This is a genomic window from Yinghuangia aomiensis (genome assembly GCF_039542225.1).
GTDB classification, from domain to species: domain Bacteria; phylum Actinomycetota; class Actinomycetes; order Streptomycetales; family Streptomycetaceae; genus Yinghuangia; species Yinghuangia aomiensis.
The window spans coordinates 1-794 of record NZ_BAABHS010000106.1; the positions used below are offsets into that span (position 1 = coordinate 1).

At 67.0% G+C, this 794-nt stretch carries 1 protein-coding gene; it reads left to right on the forward strand.

Features of this window, described 5'->3' with window-relative positions; genetic code table 11:
- The coding region (locus ABEA93_RS42045) for an IS256 family transposase (RefSeq protein ID WP_345681299.1) at positions 1-749 on the forward strand (749 nt) is incomplete at its 5' end.
- Positions 750-794 lie beyond the last annotated feature (45 nt).

The following is a 794-nucleotide window of genomic DNA, read 5'->3' on the forward strand; positions in this document are numbered from 1 at the left end:
CGGTCTATCCGGTGGTGTTCATCGACGCGATCCACGTGAAGATCCGCGACGGCCAGGTCGCCAACCGCGCCATCTACCTCGCGCTCGCGGTCACCGTCGACGGCGAGCGGGAGATCCTCGGGATGTGGGCCGGCGACGGTGCGGAAGGCGCCAAGTACTGGCTGCGGGTGCTGTCCGAGCTGAAGAACCGCGGTGTCGCCGACACCTGCATCGTCGTCTGCGACGGCCTCAAGGGCCTGCCCGACGCGATCAACACGGTCTGGCCGCAGGCGATCGTGCAGACCTGCATCATCCACCTGCTGCGAAACTCGTTCCGCTACGCGGGCCGGCAGGACTGGGACAAGATCGCCCGCGCCCTCAAACCCGTCTACACGGCGCCGTCGGAAGAGGCCGCGCTGGAACGGTTCGTGGAGTTCACCGAGGCCTGGGGCAAGAAGTACCCGGCGATCGTGCGGCTGTGGGAGGCCGCCTGGGCCGAATTCGTGCCGTTCCTCGCGCTCGACGCGGAGATCCGCACGATCATCTGCACCACCAACGCCATCGAGTCCGTCAATGCCCGCCTGCGGCGCGCGGTCCGCGCCCGCGGCCACTTCCCCAGCGACGCCGCCGCGCTGAAGTGCCTCTACCTCGCGCTCATAGCGCTCGACCCGACCGGCACCGCCAAAGCCCGCTGGGCCAAACGCTGGAAGCCCGCCCTCAACGCCTTCGAAATCACCTTCGAAGGCCGCCTCATCCGCACCACCCACTAACAACCAACATCAACTACCCGTTTACACCATCTACTTGACACACCC